Source organism: Enterobacter sp. PGRG2 (genome assembly GCF_030291195.1).
Taxonomy (GTDB): domain Bacteria; phylum Pseudomonadota; class Gammaproteobacteria; order Enterobacterales; family Enterobacteriaceae; genus Enterobacter_D.
The window spans coordinates 2,050,122-2,065,266 of sequence record NZ_CP127837.1 but is presented as its reverse complement, the minus strand read 5'-3'; the positions used below and the strand labels follow the sequence as shown (position 1 = coordinate 2,065,266).

Below are 15,145 nucleotides of genomic sequence, written 5' to 3'. Positions count from 1 at the left end.
GATGGGGGACGCTGGCTGATCCAGGAGAAGCTGATCGGTCGTGAACTTTGCACCTACAACCTCGCGCATAAGGGTAAACTGCTGGCCCACGCCTGCTATTTGCCCCGCCACCGCTGGAAACAGAGCGCGGCCTTCGGCTTTGAGGCGCTGCGTCACCCTGATGTCGAAGCCTTCTGCCGCCGCTTTATCGCTCAGCATTCCCTCAGCGGCCAAATCAGCTTCGATCTGATGGAGACGCCGGACGGCCTGGCCATCGTAGAGTGTAATCCGCGCGCCACCAACGGCCTGCTGTTGCTGGATAACGCCGGGGCCAGGCTGCTGAACGCCCGGGATGCCGACGCGCCCGTACTGCTGCCCGATGAGGGGGATATCCGCAGCTTTCATTGCATGCTGCGTTCAAAAGCGCGTTTCGCCAGCACCGAACAGCGTGCCGACACGGCACGGGAGATCGCCCGCAGTCGCGATATGTTCGCCGGGGTTTCCGCGCCACGGCTGATGGCGGCCATGAGCCTGCACATGCTGGATATCACGCAAAATATGCTGCGCTGGCGGGTGCCCGCGCGTTTTGCCTCGGTGGCGGACATCAGCTGGCAGTACCGGGAGGGACTATGACCGCCGTCACCCTGAGCAAGGTTGCAAAATATTATCAGATGGGCCGGGAGCGGGTAGCGGCGCTGAGCGACGTCAGCCTTGCGATCCCTGCGAACCAGTTTTCCGTGCTGGCGGGGCCTTCCGGCAGCGGTAAAAGCACGCTGCTCAATCTTATTGGCTGTCTCGACAAGCAGGACGACGGCGAGATTTATCTGCACGGCGAGTCGGTGCGCGGCTGGTCCGATCGCCAGATGACCGCGTATCGCGCCACCCACATTGGTTTTGTGTTCCAGAACTTCAACCTGCTGCCGGTATTGACCGCCGGGGAGAACATCGAATACCCGCTGCTGATGTGCGGCATGAAGCCGGCGCAACGCCGCGCGCGCGTGGCGCGGTTGATTGATGAGGTCGGGCTGGCAGGTAAAACCGACGCCATGCCGGGGGAATTATCCGGCGGGCAACGTCAGCGGGTGGCGATCGCCCGCGCGCTGGCGCATACCCCAAAACTGGTGCTGGCGGACGAGCCGACGGCGAATCTGGACAGCGCCACCGGGCTGCAAATTATCCTGCTGATGCGCAGGCTCCAGCACGAGCACCAGACCACCTTTGTTTTTTCCTCGCACGATCCGCAGCTCATCGCCCATGCCGACAGGGTCTTTACCCTGAAAGATGGCCAGTTAGTCCGGGAGGCGTCATGAAATTGCTGCGTCTGGCGTTACGTAATCTGCGGCGTAATGGTCGCCGTACCCTTTCAACGCAGCTGGCGCTGACCATCGGCACCGCCGCGCTGTTGCTGTTCGGCGGTTTTGTCAGCGACATCGCCAGCGGGCTGGAAACCGCCTATGTGCAGCGCGCGGGCCATTTGCAACTTCACCGCGCGGGATATATGGCGCTCGGCAGCGGCAATCCCACCGCCTTCAGCATTGCCGACAGCGATCGGCTGATCGCGACGCTCGAAAACGATCCGCTGTTAAAGCCAATGCTGCGCGTGGTGACGCCGGTGCTGGATACCGGCGGGATCGCCGGTAATTTCCTGCGCCAGACCTCCACCCAGGTGATGATCAGCGGCGTGATCCCCGACGAGCAGAACCAGTTGCAGCAGTGGAATGACTATAACTACCCGATCACTATACCGCCCTACCCGCTGGCGGGCACCGGGGAGAACAGCGCACTTATCGGTACCGGCGTCGCCCGGATCCTCGGACTGTGCCACACGCTGAAGCTGGAGGATTGTCCGCTGCCGACAGCTACCGTGGCGGATAACGAGGCCGCCGCCGTGCTGGATGAGGATATCGCCGCGCTTGCCAGCCAGCAGACGCAAAGCCTGGCGCAACAAACCGATCGTCAGGTGGATGTGCTGACCACGCGCCTGACCGGCGCGCCTGATATTGCGCGGCTAACGGTGATCGATGCTCTCAACCAGGGCTTACAGCCGCTGGATAACGTCTATCTGGCGATGCATCTGTCGACAGCGCAACGGCTGGTCTTCGGCGCAGGGGACCGCCGCGTGACCGGCATCATCATTCAGCTTGCGCACACCGATCAGATTGCCGCCGCGCGGGCGCGGATCGACATGCTGATGGCGACCTCCTTTGCCGATCAGCGCCTGGAGCTGCATGACGTTTTCGAGCTTAACCCGATGCACGGTCAGATTATGCATATGTTCGATACCTTTTTTGGCCTTGCGTCGCTGCTGGTGGGTATTGTCGCCATGTTCATGATCGGCAACACCATGAGTATGGCGGTGATGGAGCGCACCACGGAAATCGGCACGCTGCGCGCCATTGGCGTACAGCGTAGCGGCGTCATCGGCCTGTTTGTCACTGAAAGTCTGCTGATGGTGCTGCTGGGCTGCGGCGCGGGCATTGCGCTGGCGCTGACGGGGGATGCAGCACTGCGCCTGTTCTCCCTACGCTGGGTGCCGCCGGGCATGACCTATTCAGTGCCATTACTGGCGAACGTGGCGAGCCATCCGGCGCTTATCGCGCAGGTCAGCCTTGGCGCGGCCTGTCTGGCCGTGTTTGCCGTCGGCTTTGCCGCAAGACGGGCGGCCGGTCTGAACATTATCGATGCCCTGCGGCATGTCTGAATCAAACGAAAGGAAAAGTGTATGTTTTTTACAAGGAAGCGCGCTCGCCTGATGGTCTGCGGCCTGTTGTGTTATCTGCCAGCGGCCTTTGCCGCCCAGGATCCACAGGCGATCCTCTCTGCCAGCGATGCGATCCGTAACCCGACGCAAAGTTTTTCACTGACCACTCAGTTGCTGGATTATCAGAACGGCAAACAGAAAGACGCCACCACGGTGATCGTTTATTCCCGTCCGGATCCGCGCCGCGGTCAGTACCGCAGTCTGCTGCGCTTTACCGCGCCGGAGCGCGATGCCGGCAAGCTGATGCTTAAACAGGATCAGGACATCTGGTTCTATGAGCCCACCAGCAAAGCGAGCGTACGTATTTCGCCCCAGCAGCGCCTGCTGGGACAGGCAGCCAATGGTGATGTGGTATCCACCAATTTCGCCGCCGACTATAAAGCCACGGCCCAGGCGGAAGAAGTCATTGAAGACGGTCACCGTAAGCAGCAGGCCAGCATCCGCCTGACGTTAAAGGCCAGCACGCCACAGGCGGTCTATCATCACATTGAGCTGTGGGTGAAAAAAGAGGGCTGGGATCCGATCAAAGCGCAGTTTTACAGCGAGAGCGAGCGCCTGCTGAAAACCGCCTGGTATCGCCGTTATCAGCAACAGCTGGGGGCGTCGCGTCCGACTGAAATCGTGATCATTGACGGACTGGATCCGCAGCTCGTCACTATTATGCGCAATCAGGATTATCACTTCCGTGACATCCCGGAACGCTGGTTCCAGCGCGACTATCTGGTCAACTTCCGGGCAGATGCGACGCCATGAAACCGTTCATCATTGCTTCAGCCTGCGGGCTGTTAATGGCAGCGGGGGCGCAGGCTGATGACAGTTCGCTGGCGGCGCTGGCGCTGGCGGACGAAGCGGCTGTTGAATCAGCCGCGCCAAAAGCCTGGCGTTTGCAAATCGACGGCGCGGCGGGCTATCAGAACCGTGACGACGGACAGAGCCGCTACTGGCGCGGCTCGGAGCAGTTCAGCCTCGACAGCGGCCTGACCGACACCCTGCGACTGGTGTTTCGCGACCGGCTGGATCACCTTGATACCGCTGGTCTGACCGGCCACCACACCATGAATACCTGGCAGGAGGGTTATCTGAACTGGCAGCCCGTGGAAGGGCTGGCGTTGGACGCCGGACGGATCAACATCCGCAACGGCGTCGCGACTGGCTATTCCCCGACCGACTGGTTTCGCGATGGCGCAACCCGTGTCGTTACCGATATCGATCCGACCAGCCTGCGGCAGAATCGTCAGGGCAGCGTGATGCTGAACGGTCAGTGGCTGTGGGACAGCGGCGCGGTGTCCCTGCTCTGGTCGCCGCGCCTGTCGCAGGAAAGCAGCACCGCCTCCTTTAGCGCGGATTTGGGCAGCACCAATAACCAGCACCGTGGACAGCTGAGTTACAGTCCACAGATAAACGACCGGCTCAAGCCACAGTTTCTGGCGCTCTTCTCCGAAGACGAAGCTTTGCAGACGGGCGTCAATTTAAGTCTGTTGCTGAATGACAACACGACGCTCTATGCAGAGTGGGCGGGAGGCAAACAGCAGGATCAGTGGGACAAAGCCTGGCAACGGGATACCGCCGGGCATTTTCGCTCACAGCTGGCCGTCGGAGGAACCTTTACCTCCGCCAGTAAAATCTCGCTGACCGCAGAGTATCAGTATAACGAAGCCGCCCCCGACCGTGACGAATGGGAAAAACTCCGGGCGTTGCCTCCGGCGATGCAGGCCGCTTATAGCGGTTATCTCGTCCGTTCACAGGAAATCGCCACCCGCGAGGGGATCTTCTTCTTTTTTAACTGGCAGGACAGTCTGATGGATAAGCTGGATGTGAACGCCATGGTTCGTCTTGATCAGGTTAACGACAGCAATCTGTACTGGGGCGAATTTCGTTACCACTTTACGCGCTGGGATACGTCTGTGCAGTGGCAGCATTATTCACCTGGCAAAGATACGCTCTATGGCGCAGCGCCATTCGACACGCAGCTCAATTTACTGTTCACGCTTTATCTTTAATCACCCAGGCCGCCCTGTCTTATTTATTCCCGGACAGGACGGTGCTCTTTAACATAATTATCTTTAAGGAAAATCAACATGGACGACAATCGTCTGGCTATTTCTGACGTAATCAATGCGGCGCCGCTTTCCGCGCTCCAGATAAGGGTGCTGCTGTTGTGCTGCATTATGGTAGTGCTGGATGGTTTTGACGCCGCTGTTATTGGCTATATTGCGCCGACGCTGACCAAAGCCTGGCACCTTTCGCCGCAGCAACTGGCTCCGGTGTTTGCCGCCGGATTATTTGGCATGTTCGCCGGGGCGACCGGGTTCGGAATTCTTGCGGACCGGTACGGCAGAAAGATCATTCTGATCTTAAGCCTTATGATCGTGGCGACCGGCACGCTGGCGACCATCCTGACCGATTCGGTGATGGAAATGACGGCGTTACGCTTTATCACAGGGATCGGCATGGGCGCTATTCTGCCCAACAGTATTACGCTTGCCTCGGAGTATTCTCCGGCACGCAGCAAAATATTGTTAGTGACCCTGAGCTATTCCGGTTTTACGCTGGGGCTCGCGGCAGGAGGCTGGATCGCCGGGATCATTTTACCGATCTTTCAATGGCATGGTCTGCTGCTGGTGGGCGGCCTCGCTCCGCTTATTCTGATCCCGATAGCAATAGTCTGGCTGCCGGAATCCCTCTGCTTTATGGCGGGCCGCGATCGATACCGTAAAAAGCTCAATCATATCGTCAGCAAAATAACCGGCAAAAAAAACGAGGCGGTCTATTATATCAATAACGAAACCGTGCAGGTTTCCTCGCCGGTTGCGGCGCTTTTCCATATAGACACTATCCGCGTTACCCTGGTGCTGTGGTGCGCCTTTTTTGCCTTTATGTTTGTGTTTTATCTGCTGACCAGCTGGCTACCGCTGATCCTGTCGAAAAGCGGTTATCCGGTGGCAGAAATGACCCATATCGCGGCTATGTTGCCACTGGGCGGAGTGCTGGGTGGGATCGTAATGGCGACATTATTGGATCGTTTATTGAGCCTGCATGTACTGACAGTCGCCAGCGTTATCGCCGCGATCACGTTAACCTTAACCGGCGCGCAGCTTGCGCATCCGCAGGCATTACTGGCGGCAATATTTGTGCTGGGCTTTACCCTGACCGGAACGATGAACAATCTTAGCGTACTTGCTTCAACCTTCTACCCTACCCATGCCAGGGCAACGGGCGTCAGTTGGGCGTTAAGCGCAGGCCGGGCAGGTTCTATTTGCGGATCGTTGTCAGGGGGATTGCTGTTCAGCCAGGCACAAAGTCTGTCAGATGTGTTTATCTGGCTGGCATGTCCTGTTGCGGTGGCGTGTTTGGCGCTGGCGCTGGCGGGAAACAGGAAGGGTTAATCAGACGGTAATGAGATGACCAACGGTGAGGTAATGCCGTTGGTCATTTGCCTCAACGCCGTAATACGCAGGGTTGCAGTGGGTTTTCTACAGACGAAAAAAAACCGCATCACCTGAGTGATACGGTTTCTTTCGCAAAGACGTTAAAAGACGTCTTATAAATAAGTGGCGGAACGGACGGGACTCGAACCCGCGACCCCCTGCGTGACAGGCAGGTATTCTAACCGACTGAACTACCGCTCCACCGAATTTCTTTACAACCACCGGCTGTCACCCCGGTTTACTGCTTAATTTGATGCCTGGCAGTTCCCTACTCTCGCATGGGGAGACCCCACACTACCATCGGCGCTACGGCGTTTCACTTCTGAGTTCGGCATGGGGTCAGGTGGGACCGCCGCGCTAGTGCCGCCAGGCAAATTCTGTTCGTCTAAYGCCTTAAGGCATTAAACAGTAATCTGTATCAGCTGAAAATCTCTCAAATCACGCCAAAACATCTTCGGCGTTGTAAGGTTAAGCCTCACGGTTCATTAGTACCGGTTAGCTCAACGCATCGCTGCGCTTACACACCCGGCCTATCAACGTCGTCGTCTTCAACGTTCCTTCAGGACTCTCAAGGAGTCAGGGAGAACTCATCTCGGGGCAAGTTTCGTGCTTAGATGCTTTCAGCACTTATCTCTTCCGCATTTAGCTACCGGGCAATGCCATTGGCATGACAACCCGAACACCAGTGATGCGTCCACTCCGGTCCTCTCGTACTAGGAGCAGCCCCCCTCAATTCTCCAGCGCCCACGGCAGATAGGGACCGAACTGTCTCACGACGTTCTAAACCCAGCTCGCGTACCACTTTAAATGGCGAACAGCCATACCCTTGGGACCTACTTCAGCCCCAGGATGTGATGAGCCGACATCGAGGTGCCAAACACCGCCGTCGATATGAACTCTTGGGCGGTATCAGCCTGTTATCCCCGGAGTACCTTTTATCCGTTGAGCGATGGCCCTTCCATTCAGAACCACCGGATCACTATGACCTGCTTTCGCACCTGCTCGCGCCGTCACGCTCGCAGTCAAGCTAGCTTATGCCATTGCACTAACCTCCTGATGTCCGACCAGGATTAGCTAACCTTCGTGCTCCTCCGTTACGCTTTAGGAGGAGACCGCCCCAGTCAAACTACCCACCAGACACTGTCCGCAACCCGGATCACGGGTCCACGTTAGAACACCAGCCATTAAAGGGTGGTATTTCAAGGATGGCTCCACGCAGACTGGCGTCCACGCTTCAAAGCCTCCCACCTATCCTACACATCAAGGACCAGTGTTCAGTGTCAAGCTATAGTAAAGGTTCACGGGGTCTTTCCGTCTTGCCGCGGGTACACTGCATCTTCACAGCGATTTCAATTTCACTGAGTCTCGGGTGGAGACAGCCTGGCCATCATTACGCCATTCGTGCAGGTCGGAACTTACCCGACAAGGAATTTCGCTACCTTAGGACCGTTATAGTTACGGCCGCCGTTTACCGGGGCTTCGATCAAGAGCTTCGCGTTGCCGCTAACCCCATCAATTAACCTTCCGGCACCGGGCAGGCGTCACACCGTATACGTCCACTTTCGTGTTTGCACAGTGCTGTGTTTTTAATAAACAGTTGCAGCCAGCTGGTATCTTCGACTGGTTTCAGCTCCGTGAGCAAGTCACTTCACCTACGCACCAGCGTGCCTTCTCCCGAAGTTACGGCACCATTTTGCCTAGTTCCTTCACCCGAGTTCTCTCAAGCGCCTTGGTATTCTCTACCTGACCACCTGTGTCGGTTTGGGGTACGATTCTGTGTTACCTGATGCTTAGAGGCTTTTCCTGGAAGCAGGGCATTTGTCACTTCAGCACCGTAGTGCCTCGTCATCACGCCTCAGTGTTAGAGTGAACCGGATTTACCTGGAACACACACCTACACGCTTAAACCGGGACAACCGTCGCCCGGCCAACATAGCCTTCTCCGTCCCCCCTTCGCAGTAACACCGAGTACAGGAATATTAACCTGTTTCCCATCGACTACGCCTTTCGGCCTCGCCTTAGGGGTCGACTCACCCTGCCCCGATTAACGTTGGACAGGAACCCTTGGTCTTCCGGCGAGCGGGTTTTTCACCCGCTTTATCGTTACTTATGTCAGCATTCGCACTTCTGATACCTCCAGCAGACCTCACAGTCCACCTTCAACGGCTTACAGAACGCTCCCCTACCCAACAACACATAGTGTCGCTGCCGCAGCTTCGGTGCATGGTTTAGCCCCGTTACATCTTCCGCGCAGGCCGACTCGACCAGTGAGCTATTACGCTTTCTTTAAATGATGGCTGCTTCTAAGCCAACATCCTGGCTGTCTGTGCCTTCCCACATCGTTTCCCACTTAACCATGACTTTGGGACCTTAGCTGGCGGTCTGGGTTGTTTCCCTCTTCACGACGGACGTTAGCACCCGCCGTGTGTCTCCCGTGATAACATTCTTCGGTATTCGCAGTTTGCATCGGGTTGGTAAGTCGGGATGACCCCCTAGCCGAAACAGTGCTCTACCCCCGAAGATGAGTTCACGAGGCGCTACCTAAATAGCTTTCGGGGAGAACCAGCTATCTCCCGGTTTGATTGGCCTTTCACCCCCAGCCACAAGTCATCCGCTAATTTTTCAACATTAGTCGGTTCGGTCCTCCAGTTAGTGTTACCCAACCTTCAACCTGCCCATGGCTAGATCACCGGGTTTCGGGTCTATACCCTGCAACTTAACGCCCAGTTAAGACTCGGTTTCCCTTCGGCTCCCCTATACGGTTAACCTTGCTACAGAATATAAGTCGCTGACCCATTATACAAAAGGTACGCAGTCACCCCATAAAGAGGCTCCCACTGCTTGTACGTACACGGTTTCAGGTTCTGTTTCACTCCCCTCGCCGGGGTTCTTTTCGCCTTTCCCTCACGGTACTGGTTCACTATCGGTCAGTCAGGAGTATTTAGCCTTGGAGGATGGTCCCCCCATATTCAGACAGGATACCACGTGTCCCGCCCTACTCTTCGAACTCACAACATATGCATTTTTGTGTACGGGAGTATCACCCTGTACCCTGCGACTTTCCAGACGCTTCCACTAACACACATGCTGATTCAGGTTCTGGGCTCCTCCCCGTTCGCTCGCCGCTACTGGGGGAATCTCGGTTGATTTCTTTTCCTCGGGGTACTTAGATGTTTCAGTTCCCCCGGTTCGCCTCATGCCACTATGTATTCATGACATGATAGTGCAACGGATTGCACTGGGTTTCCCCATTCGGGTATCGCCGGTTATAACGGTTCATATCACCTTACCGGCGCTTATCGCAGATTAGCACGCCCTTCATCGCCTCTGACTGCCAGGGCATCCACCGTGTACGCTTAGTCGCTTAACCTCACAACCCGAAGATGTTTCACTTCTGATTGCGAAAATTTGAGAGACTCGAACACGCCGTTTTTCTTTTCTTATTACGGAGAAAAGAAACAGCGTGTCGTTTCAATTTTCAGCTTGATCCAGATTTTTAAAGAGCAAATATCTCAAACGAGACTCTGAAGTCTGTTTTGAGATACTGATTGGTTGTGCCTTTCACTCACACCCAGCAAGTGGCGTCCCCTAGGGGATTCGAACCCCTGTTGCCGCCGTGAAAGGGCGGAGTCCTAACCGCTAGACGAAGGGGACACGAGGTGTCACGACTTCGCAGCCGTCTTGCTCATTACTTTCATCAGACAATCTGTGTGGACACTGCAAGGCAGGTTCTTTCAGGTAAGGAGGTGATCCAACCGCAGGTTCCCCTACGGTTACCTTGTTACGACTTCACCCCAGTCATGAATCACAAAGTGGTAAGCGCCCTCCCGAAGGTTAAGCTACCTACTTCTTTTGCAACCCACTCCCATGGTGTGACGGGCGGTGTGTACAAGGCCCGGGAACGTATTCACCGTGGCATTCTGATCCACGATTACTAGCGATTCCGACTTCACGGAGTCGAGTTGCAGACTCCGATCCGGACTACGACATACTTTATGAGGTCCGCTTGCTCTCGCGAGGTCGCTTCTCTTTGTATATGCCATTGTAGCACGTGTGTAGCCCTACTCGTAAGGGCCATGATGACTTGACGTCATCCCCACCTTCCTCCAGTTTATCACTGGCAGTCTCCTTTGAGTTCCCGACCGAATCGCTGGCAACAAAGGATAAGGGTTGCGCTCGTTGCGGGACTTAACCCAACATTTCACAACACGAGCTGACGACAGCCATGCAGCACCTGTCTCAGAGTTCCCGAAGGCACCAAAGCATCTCTGCTAAGTTCTCTGGATGTCAAGAGTAGGTAAGGTTCTTCGCGTTGCATCGAATTAAACCACATGCTCCACCGCTTGTGCGGGCCCCCGTCAATTCATTTGAGTTTTAACCTTGCGGCCGTACTCCCCAGGCGGTCGACTTAACGCGTTAGCTCCGGAAGCCACGCCTCAAGGGCACAACCTCCAAGTCGACATCGTTTACAGCGTGGACTACCAGGGTATCTAATCCTGTTTGCTCCCCACGCTTTCGCACCTGAGCGTCAGTCTTTGTCCAGGGGGCCGCCTTCGCCACCGGTATTCCTCCAGATCTCTACGCATTTCACCGCTACACCTGGAATTCTACCCCCCTCTACAAGACTCAAGCCTGCCAGTTTCGGATGCAGTTCCCAGGTTGAGCCCGGGGATTTCACATCCGACTTGACAGACCGCCTGCGTGCGCTTTACGCCCAGTAATTCCGATTAACGCTTGCACCCTCCGTATTACCGCGGCTGCTGGCACGGAGTTAGCCGGTGCTTCTTCTGCGGGTAACGTCAATTGCTGAGGTTATTAACCACAACACCTTCCTCCCCGCTGAAAGTACTTTACAACCCGAAGGCCTTCTTCATACACGCGGCATGGCTGCATCAGGCTTGCGCCCATTGTGCAATATTCCCCACTGCTGCCTCCCGTAGGAGTCTGGACCGTGTCTCAGTTCCAGTGTGGCTGGTCATCCTCTCAGACCAGCTAGGGATCGTCGCCTAGGTGAGCCGTTACCCCACCTACTAGCTAATCCCATCTGGGCACATCTGATGGCAAGAGGCCCGAAGGTCCCCCTCTTTGGTCTTGCGACGTTATGCGGTATTAGCTACCGTTTCCAGTAGTTATCCCCCTCCATCAGGCAGTTTCCCAGACATTACTCACCCGTCCGCCGCTCGTCACCCGAGAGCAAGCTCTCTGTGCTACCGCTCGACTTGCATGTGTTAGGCCTGCCGCCAGCGTTCAATCTGAGCCATGATCAAACTCTTCAATTTAAGTTTGATGCTCGTGAATTAAACTTCGTAATGAATTACGTATGTTCACTCCAGAGACTTGGTATTCATTTAGCGTCCGAAGACGTTTAAGAATCCATGTCCTTGAGTGCCCACACAGATTGTCTGATAAATTGTTAAAGAGCAGTTGCGACGCGCTTTAGCGCTCTGTCGCGAGGTGGCGTATATTACGCTTTCCTCTTTCAGAGTCAACCCTCAATTTCAGGATTTTTTCTCTTCAACCGAACCGGCTGTTTGTGTGAAGTGATTCACATCCGCCGTGTCGATGGAGGCGCATTATAGGGAGTCCGGACGGGATGACAAGCATAAAACTGCATTTTTGTTTCAACCGCTCACCTTTTCATCATAACGCTTATTTTTACTGCTTTTTGATTGCCGCAGGCAGGTCAGCAAGGCTATTAATTACCCAATCTGCTGCGTTTTCTGCTTCAGGCGTGACGGGTTTACCCGTGCGCACTAATACTTTATGACCCACACCTGCGGCAGCGGCAGCCTGCATATCTTCAAGTTTGTCGCCAACCATATAAGAAGCGGTCATATCAATGTGCAAAAAATCGCGCGCGGAGATAAGCATTCCCGGCTGCGGTTTACGGCAATCGCATACCTGGCGGAACTCTTCCACGCTTCCTTCCGGATGATGCGGACAGTAATAGATGCCATCCAGGTCGACGCCGCGATCCGCCAGCGACCAGTCCATCCATTCGGTCAGCGTTTCGAACTGCGCTTCGCTGAACTTACCGCGGGCGATGCCGGACTGATTGGTGACGACCACCAGCGCATAGCCCATCGCCTTCAGTTCACGCATGGCATCTATGACGCCATCGATAAATTCGAAGTTATCACTCTCATGGACATAGCCATGATCGACATTAATCGTGCCATCACGATCGAGAAAAATTGCGGGTACTGACTGTGCCACCGGTTTGCTCCTTTATATAAGACCTATGGCGCTAGTATCTCATGTTTCTGAACGCAAGAAAGTGCTCATCATACAGAGTTACATTGAAATAGACGTCTGGATGCCTTAACATCCGTTTTGTTTACGGTCATCGCCCGTATCCGGCAGAACAAAATGCCACGGCTAACTTTTAAACGATAAAAATAATCTAATGATTAAACTTTCGAATATCACCAAAGTCTTCCAGCAGGGGAACCGCACTATACAGGCGCTGAACAATGTCAGCCTGCATGTCCCTGCCGGTCAAATTTATGGCGTCATTGGCGCTTCAGGTGCGGGGAAAAGTACCTTAATCCGCTGCGTAAACCTGCTGGAGCGTCCGACGCAGGGCAGCGTGCTGGTTGACGGTCAGGATTTAACTGCCCTGACCGAATCCCAGTTAACCAAAGCCCGTCGTCAGATCGGCATGATCTTCCAGCATTTTAACCTGCTTGCTTCGCGCACCGTGGCGGGCAACGTCGCATTACCGCTGGAGCTGGACAACACCCCCGCCGCTGAAATCAAACGCCGCGTCACCGAGCTGCTGGAGTTAGTGGGCCTGAGCGATAAGCATGACAGCTATCCGGCGAATCTTTCCGGCGGTCAAAAACAGCGCGTAGCCATTGCCCGTGCGCTGGCCAGCAATCCCAAAGTATTGCTGTGTGATGAGGCCACCAGCGCGCTGGATCCAGCGACGACCCGCTCCATCCTCGAACTGCTCAAAGATATTAACCGCCGTCTTGGTTTAACCATCCTCCTTATTACGCATGAAATGGACGTGGTGAAACGTATCTGCGACTGCGTGGCCGTGATCAGCAACGGCGAGCTTATCGAGCAGGACACCGTCAGCGAAGTGTTCTCGCATCCGAAAACGCCGCTGGCGCAACAGTTTATTCAGTCCACGCTGCATCTGGACATTCCGGAAGATTATCAGCAGCGCATGACGGCAGAGCAGGGCGCCACCAGCGTGCCGATGCTGCGTATGGAATTTACCGGTCAGTCGGTGGATGCTCCCCTGCTTTCTGAAACCGCACGCCGTTTTAATGTGAACAACAACATTATCAGCGCGCAGATGGATTACGCCGGCGGCGTGAAGTTCGGCATCATGCTGACGGAAATGCACGGCACACAACAGGATACGCAAGCCGCCATTGCGTGGCTGCAGGAACACCATGTAAAAGTAGAGGTGCTGGGTTATGTCTGAGCCAATGATGTGGTTACTGGCGCGGGGCGTCTGGGAGACGCTGGCGATGACCTTTGTCTCCGGCTTCTTTGGTTTTGTGATCGGGCTGCCGGTAGGCGTACTGCTGTACGTCACCCGTCCCGGTCAGATCAGCGAGAACGCAAAGCTATATCGCAGCATTTCCGCGCTGGTGAATATTTTCCGCTCCATTCCGTTCATTATTTTGCTGGTCTGGATGATCCCCTTCACCCGCGTGATTGTGGGCACCTCCATCGGCTTGCAGGCGGCTATCGTACCGCTGACCGTGGGCGCAGCGCCCTTTATTGCCCGTATGGTTGAGAACGCCTTACTGGAGATCCCGACCGGACTTATCGAAGCCTCACGCGCGATGGGCGCCACGCCGATGCAGATCATTCGTAAGGTCCTGCTGCCTGAAGCCCTTGCTGGTCTGGTGAACGCGGCTACCATTACCCTGATCACCCTTGTGGGTTATTCCGCCATGGGCGGTGCTGTGGGTGCCGGTGGCCTGGGACAAATTGGCTATCAGTACGGTTACATCGGCTATAACGCCACCGTGATGAATACGGTGCTGGTACTGCTGGTCGTGCTGGTTTATCTGATCCAGTTCTCGGGCGATCGTATCGTCCGGGCTGTCACTCACAAATAACGTTATAAACAACACAATCGACTCTGAGAGTTAAGGAAATAGCATGGCGTTTAAATTCAAGACCTTTGCGGCAGTGGGTGCCCTGATTGGTTCTCTGGCCCTCGTGGGTTGCGGTCAGGACGAAAAAGATCCCAACCACATTAAAGTGGGCGTGATCGTCGGCGCTGAGCAGCAGGTAGCGGAAACCGCCGCGAAAGTGGCGAAAGAGAAATACGGTCTGGACGTGGAACTGGTGACCTTTAACGATTACGTGCTTCCGAACGAAGCGCTGAGCAAAGGCGACATCGACCTGAACGCCTTCCAGCACAAACCTTATCTGGATCAGCAGATCAAAGATCGCGGCTATAAGCTGACCTCCGTGGCGAACACCTTCGTTTACCCGATCGCCGGCTACTCCAAAAAAATCAAATCCATTGATGAGTTGCAGGAAGGCGCGCAGGTTGCCGTACCGAACGATCCGACTAACCTGGGCCGTTCCCTGCTGCTGCTGCAAAAACAGGGTCTGATCAAACTGAAAGATGGCGTCGGTCTGCTGCCGACCGTGCTGGACGTGGTGGAAAACCCGAAAAACCTGAAGATTGTTGAACTGGAAGCGCCGCAGTTACCGCGCTCGTTAGACGACGCGCAGATTGCGCTGGCCGTCATCAACACCACTTACGCCAGCCAGATCAACCTGACGCCGGCGAAAGACGGTATCTTCGTTGAAGATAAAGACTCCCCGTACGTCAACCTGCTCGTATCCCGCGAAGACAACAAAGATGCGGAAAACGTGAAGAAATTCATCCAGGCTTACCAGTCTGATGAAGTTTACCAGGAAGCCAACAAAGTCTTTAACGGCGGCGCGGTTAAAGGCTGGTAATCGCTTTTTTCTGTAATATCCTTCAAGGCGGGCG

Annotated in this window: 10 protein-coding genes, 2 tRNA genes and 3 rRNA genes; 9 read left to right on the top strand and 6 right to left on the bottom strand. The window is 55.3% G+C overall.

The annotated features are described in order from the left end of the window. From QRD42_RS08945 to QRD42_RS08920, 6 genes are all read left to right on the top strand, one after another. On the top strand, positions 1–612 hold a 612-nt coding region (locus QRD42_RS08945; RefSeq protein ID WP_321988650.1), incomplete at its 5' end, for a hypothetical protein. Then, positions 609–1,289: an ABC transporter ATP-binding protein gene (locus tag QRD42_RS08940; protein WP_072567417.1), complete on the top strand. Its 681-nt coding sequence runs from the start codon at positions 609–611 to the stop codon at positions 1,287–1,289. The genes QRD42_RS08945 and QRD42_RS08940, both read left to right, overlap by 4 nt. Continuing rightward, positions 1,286–2,680 (top strand): ABC transporter permease, encoded by a 1,395-nt coding sequence (locus QRD42_RS08935; RefSeq protein ID WP_321988649.1) that lies wholly within the window; start codon positions 1,286–1,288, stop codon positions 2,678–2,680. The genes QRD42_RS08940 and QRD42_RS08935 overlap by 4 nt, the downstream gene beginning before the upstream one ends. A 21-nt stretch (positions 2,681–2,701) precedes the next feature. Beyond that, positions 2,702–3,493 carry an outer membrane lipoprotein-sorting protein gene (locus QRD42_RS08930; protein WP_318364868.1) on the top strand — a complete coding sequence of 264 codons (792 nt, stop codon included), beginning with the start codon at positions 2,702–2,704 and terminating at the stop codon, positions 3,491–3,493. Further along, complete coding sequence (locus tag QRD42_RS08925) at positions 3,490–4,740, top strand: hypothetical protein (protein ID WP_321988648.1); 1,251 nt, start codon at positions 3,490–3,492, stop codon at positions 4,738–4,740. Before QRD42_RS08930 ends, QRD42_RS08925 begins: the two co-directional genes overlap by 4 nt. 78 nt (positions 4,741–4,818) lie before the next feature. Next, positions 4,819–6,126, top strand: a complete 1,308-nt coding sequence (locus QRD42_RS08920; protein WP_321988647.1) for an MFS transporter — start codon at positions 4,819–4,821, stop codon at positions 6,124–6,126. A 166-nt stretch (positions 6,127–6,292) separates the two neighbouring features. Here QRD42_RS08920 and QRD42_RS08915 read toward each other — a convergent pair. The 6 genes from QRD42_RS08915 to gmhB all read right to left on the bottom strand — a co-directional run bounded on the left by QRD42_RS08915 (position 6,293) and on the right by gmhB (position 12,384). Beyond that, positions 6,293–6,369: transfer RNA gene (locus tag QRD42_RS08915), tRNA-Asp, on the bottom strand. 54 nt (positions 6,370–6,423) lie between these two features. Then, positions 6,424–6,539: ribosomal RNA gene (rrf, locus tag QRD42_RS08910) — 5S ribosomal RNA — on the bottom strand. A gap of 93 nt (positions 6,540–6,632) precedes the next feature. Then, positions 6,633–9,538: ribosomal RNA gene (locus QRD42_RS08905) — 23S ribosomal RNA — on the bottom strand. A gap of 209 nt (positions 9,539–9,747) precedes the next feature. Next, positions 9,748–9,822: transfer RNA gene (locus tag QRD42_RS08900), tRNA-Glu, on the bottom strand. A gap of 85 nt (positions 9,823–9,907) precedes the next feature. After that, positions 9,908–11,447, bottom strand: a 16S ribosomal RNA gene (locus QRD42_RS08895). The 16S, 23S and 5S rRNA genes sit together here with 2 tRNA genes alongside, the layout of an rRNA operon. A 376-nt stretch (positions 11,448–11,823) precedes the next feature. Continuing rightward, on the bottom strand, positions 11,824–12,384 hold the full coding sequence (gmhB, locus tag QRD42_RS08890; RefSeq protein ID WP_318377321.1) for a D-glycero-beta-D-manno-heptose 1,7-bisphosphate 7-phosphatase: 561 nt from the start codon (positions 12,382–12,384) through the stop codon (positions 11,824–11,826). A gap of 190 nt (positions 12,385–12,574) precedes the next feature. Here gmhB and metN point away from each other — a divergent pair, with 190 nt between their 5' ends. Genes metN through QRD42_RS08875 form a run of 3 tightly spaced genes read left to right on the top strand, consistent with a single transcriptional unit; the run spans position 12,575 to position 15,111 of the window. Beyond that, complete coding sequence (metN, locus tag QRD42_RS08885; RefSeq protein WP_321988646.1) at positions 12,575–13,606, top strand: methionine ABC transporter ATP-binding protein MetN; 1,032 nt, start codon at positions 12,575–12,577, stop codon at positions 13,604–13,606. Then, positions 13,599–14,252, top strand: a complete 654-nt coding sequence (locus QRD42_RS08880; protein ID WP_072570759.1) for a methionine ABC transporter permease MetI — start codon at positions 13,599–13,601, stop codon at positions 14,250–14,252. The genes metN and QRD42_RS08880 overlap by 8 nt, the downstream gene beginning before the upstream one ends. Before the next feature lie 43 nt (positions 14,253–14,295). Beyond that, the gene (locus QRD42_RS08875) at positions 14,296–15,111 is read left to right on the top strand and encodes a MetQ/NlpA family lipoprotein (RefSeq protein WP_072570757.1); all 816 of its coding nucleotides are present in this window, start codon (positions 14,296–14,298) and stop codon (positions 15,109–15,111) included. The last annotated feature ends 34 nt before the right edge of the window (positions 15,112–15,145 follow it).